The sequence below is a fragment of the Yersinia sp. 1252 StPb PI genome (genome assembly GCF_048593885.1).
In the GTDB taxonomy this organism is placed as follows: Bacteria; Pseudomonadota; Gammaproteobacteria; order Enterobacterales; family Enterobacteriaceae; genus Yersinia; species Yersinia enterocolitica_E.
This window is the reverse complement of record NZ_JAZGQE010000270.1, coordinates 1-4,180: the sequence shown is the minus strand read 5'-3', so window position 1 is coordinate 4,180 and position 4,180 is coordinate 1. Positions and strand designations below refer to the sequence as shown.

Here is a 4,180-nt window from a genome sequence, read left to right as displayed (position 1 = left end):
GGGTGCGTTTACTGGCCGCCTACCTGCAACGTCAATGACTTTGGGTATGCTCTTCTTCGTCCTTGACGCCGCAGGGGGGTTGGTTGTGCGCACTTACCCGAATCACTGACTTGAGTCTGTTATATCTATGGGCAATATTCAATTATAGGGATATTGCTCTATTTCCCTCTCATTGCACTAACAGCAAACCCCCATATTTTCGTCTATGCTAATTAAGATAAATCTTAGTCAGGCGCTATAGCTGACAAATCTTGCTTATATTGTGATGATTTTTTCTTTTTGATTTTATTAACTCAGCTACCTCATCGTCCAGGGTGAAGAATAAAACTTACACCTGCCCTCTTTCACGGGGCAGGGGTTTTATTGTGCAAATAGGTTGATAGCCACATGACTTATTTTTTGCTTAATCATTCGCCATAAGGACTCAATTTATGCTGTTCAATTTCAGCTCATCTCAGGCATCCCCTCGTGCCGAACTGACATCGATTGATAGTGCTGTTCCGATGATTATTTTCAAGCCAGATGGTACGGTGAAACACGCTAATACATTATTTTTACAAGCAATGGGATACCAACAGGATGAGGTGGTCGGCAAACATCATAAACTGTTCTGTGACCCACAATATGTACTCACTGATGCCTACCGCCGCCACTGGCAACTGCTCAATGAAGGGCGACCGATTACCGATAATATTAAGCGTATCCGCAAGGATGGCAGCATTGTTTGGTTGCAGGGAACCTATACACCGGTACTCGATAGTAGTGGAAATGTGATTGAAATTATTAAGCTCGCCAGTGATGTGACCGAGCGTATTTTGCAATCTCAGGAACACCAGAGTTTGCTAAAAGCACTTAACCGTTCAATGGGGATGATCACTTTCACACCACAAGGCATTATTTTGGATGCCAACGAGAATCTGCTGAAGGTTATTGGTTATTCACTGGCAGATATTCAACATAAATCTCATCAGATACTCTGCACACCAGAATTTGCACATAGCGATGAGTACCATCAGCACTGGCAGCGGTTAGCCCATGGTGAGTTTATTATCGGCCGTTTTGAGCGTCTTAATAGACATGGCAAACGGGTATGGCTGGAGGCCAGTTATAACCCGATTATGGATAACGAGGGACAAGTGATTAAAGTGGTGAAGATTGCTCAGGATATTACACAATTGATGTTGCAGCAGGAGCATGAGGAGAACCTGATCCGCGATGTGCACCATTTATCATTAACCACCGACCGTTCAGCGTCACAAGGGGCTGAGATTGTTCAACAGGCGGTTCGTGGTATGCAAGAGGTTGAGTCTATTGCACGCGAAACCTCTGATGTGGTCAGTGATTTGGGCCGCTGCTCACAAGAGATTGGTACCATGGTGGAAGCGATTCGTAAAATATCGTCTCAAACGAATCTATTAGCGATCAATGCCTCGATTGAAGCGGCTCATGCCGGTGAGCATGGCAAGGGTTTCTCGGTGGTGGCAAGTGAGGTCCGAATATTAGCGGACCAGTCACGCAAGGCAGCGGCTGAAATCGAGCAGATGACAAAGAGCATACAGAATGGAGTGATGGCGGCTATCAAGGGTATGGGGACTTGTGTCGAACAAGCGGGGGGCGGGGTGACGCTGACCCAAGATGCCGGTGAGGTTATTAATCAGGTCAATATTGGGATGCAGGATGTGGTGAAACTCATGACCGCATTTGCTCAGGTCAAGAATCAACAAGCGCCGATATGATTGGCCTATCAGCATAAAAAATCTGGCGGGGATCATCAAGATGCCCGCCAGAGGTATTTTAGGGTAATGTCAGCCTGCGCATCAGGAAACGTGTTGGAGGAATTCCCGTAAACGTTCACTTGGCGGATTTGAGATAAGGCTATCCGGGTTGCCATCCTCAGCGACCCGACCTTTATCAATGAAGATAAGACGCGATGCCACTTTCTGGGCAAACCCCACTTCATGGGTGACGATGACCATGGTCATGCCTTCTTCGGCCAAGTCCTTCATTACCGTCAATACTTCGTGACGTAATTCTGGGTCCAGTGCCGAGGTCGGCTCATCAAACAACATCAACTTGGGTTTTACCGCCAGCGCACGAGCGATAGCGACACGCTGCTGTTGGCCACCCGATAGCTCTGCGGGAAAATGATGCGCGCGTTCTTCCAATCCAACTTTGGTTAACAACGCCATAGCGAGTTTGTTGGCTGCCTCTTTAGAAGCACCACGTACGCGAATCGGACCAAAGGCGACGTTTTCCAAGGCCGTCAGGTGGGGGAACAGATAAAACTGTTGGAACACCATGCCAGCTTCCTGACGGATCAGGCGCTCATCGACTTTGGGATCATTGACATTCAGACCATCGACAATCAACTCACCACTGGTGATAACTTCCAGCTTATTGATACAACGCAGCAGGGTGGATTTACCCGAGCCGGAAGGGCCAATAATAACCACCACTTCACCCTTGGTGATATTCAAATTGATGTCGTGAAGCACTTGGGTTTTACCAAAGTGTTTAGAGACGTTTTTGAATTCAATCATATTATTTTCAGCTTTCTTTCTAACCGGCGCAGAACGAAGCTCAGAGCCAAGGTGATAATCAGGTAGATCACCGCCACCGCACTCCATATCTCCATGGCGCGGAAGTTGCCGGCAATAATTTCCTGACCCTGACGAGTCAGTTCTGCTACGCCAATCACGATAAACAGTGAGGTGTCTTTAATACTGACGATCCACTGGTTACCGAGTGGTGGCAGCATACGGCGCAGGGCCAAAGGGGCTATTACGTAACGCAAGGTATCGCGTTTGGATAAGCCGAGAGCCAGACCGGCCTCGCGGAACCCATTGTGGATTGACAGCACCGCACCACGGGTAATTTCTGCGATGTAAGCCCCTGAGTTAATAATAATTGTCACAACGGCTGCTGAGAAAGGATCGATGCGCACCGGCATCATCATCGGTAACGCAAAGTAGATAAACATCACCTGCACCACAATCGGCGTGCCACGGATCAGTTCAATAAAGACTAATGCGATATTTCTGCTCAGCCAACCGCCATAGGCGCGGGCAAACCCTGCTATAACCCCAATAATCAGGCCGCCAAGCAACCCCAGGACCGAGATCCATAGGGTTAACTTGGCGCCTTCAAGCAGGATTGGGATGGCGGGCCAAATAGCGCTCCATTCAAACTGCATGGATATTCTCCTGGTCTAAAAACGGCAAAAATGAATTACTTAGGTTCTACGCCGAACCATTTTTTATAGATTGCAGCGTAAGTGCCGTCTTCTTTCAGAGATTTCAGAGCAACGTTAACTTTGTCACGCAGGTCACTGCCTTGTGGGAATGCAACACCATATTGCTGGGCTTTGATAGATTCACCCACCGCTTTGAACTGGCCATTGCCGGCAGTTTTGATGAAGTAAAGGATGTTTGGCGTGTCATGCAAAACGGCATCAGCGCGGCCAGTACCTAACTCCAAATAGGCGTTATCGATATTCGGGAATTGGCGCAGGTCTTTGGTTTTGATGTTGGCTTTAGCATAATCGACAGAACCGGTGCCGCTTTTGACTGCCAACACTTTACCTTTCAGATCAGCTTCGCCTTTGATGTCATTGTTGTCAGCTTTTACCATCACCAGCAGGCCGCTGTTGTAGTAGCCATCAGAGAAATCAACGGCTTTTTTACGTTCGTCGGTAATAGTGATACCGGCTAGTGCCAGATCCACGTTCTTGGTTTGCAGTGCTGGAATGATACCGCTGAAATCCATTGGTTTCAGGGTGTATTTCAAATCCAGTTTCTTCGCGATGGCATCCCATAAGTCGATATCAAAACCGACATATTTATCCCCTTGTTTGAATTCAAAAGGGACGAACGCGGTGTCGGTAGCAACAATCAGTTCTTTTTCTGCGGCGTGGGAGCTAACAGCAAAGGCCAGCGTGAGCGCGGCCAATGAAACTTTGACAAATGACTTCATAAGTGGGAGTTCCTTTGTACTTTTGTGGATAGAGATCCGTTTTTTATATTTCAGATAGCAATATGAAAAGATCGTGCCAGAAATGCAAGTTATTTAAAAATAACGAAATTATTCTAAGTGATTAGCACGCAATTACTTAGCTGACACTATTTGCACCATAGTGACTCACCAAAATAGTGCGTTAATATCATTTTGGTGCAACTAATCC

4 protein-coding genes are annotated in these 4,180 nt (G+C 47.1%); 1 reads left to right on the top strand and 3 read right to left on the bottom strand.

The genetic code is table 11. The annotated features are described in order from the left end of the window. The first annotated feature begins 431 nt into the window (after positions 1-431). Positions 432-1,736 carry a methyl-accepting chemotaxis protein gene (locus tag V2A85_RS22320; protein WP_420072399.1) on the top strand — a complete coding sequence of 435 codons (1,305 nt, stop codon included), beginning with the start codon at positions 432-434 and terminating at the stop codon, positions 1,734-1,736. 81 nt (positions 1,737-1,817) lie between these two features. On the opposite strand, the gene glnQ is transcribed toward V2A85_RS22320, so the two are convergent. The 3 genes from glnQ to glnH are packed head-to-tail and all read right to left on the bottom strand — an operon-like array spanning position 1,818 to position 3,972. Continuing rightward, positions 1,818-2,540 carry a glutamine ABC transporter ATP-binding protein GlnQ gene (gene glnQ, locus V2A85_RS22315; protein WP_372558418.1) on the bottom strand — a complete coding sequence of 241 codons (723 nt, stop codon included), beginning with the start codon at positions 2,538-2,540 and terminating at the stop codon, positions 1,818-1,820. Further along, positions 2,537-3,193 (bottom strand): glutamine ABC transporter permease GlnP, encoded by a 657-nt coding sequence (gene glnP / locus V2A85_RS22310; RefSeq protein ID WP_004709093.1) that lies wholly within the window; start codon positions 3,191-3,193, stop codon positions 2,537-2,539. Before glnP ends, glnQ begins: the two co-directional genes overlap by 4 nt. A 35-nt stretch (positions 3,194-3,228) precedes the next feature. Beyond that, positions 3,229-3,972 carry a glutamine ABC transporter substrate-binding protein GlnH gene (gene glnH, locus V2A85_RS22305; protein ID WP_372558419.1) on the bottom strand — a complete coding sequence of 248 codons (744 nt, stop codon included), beginning with the start codon at positions 3,970-3,972 and terminating at the stop codon, positions 3,229-3,231. Positions 3,973-4,180 lie beyond the last annotated feature (208 nt).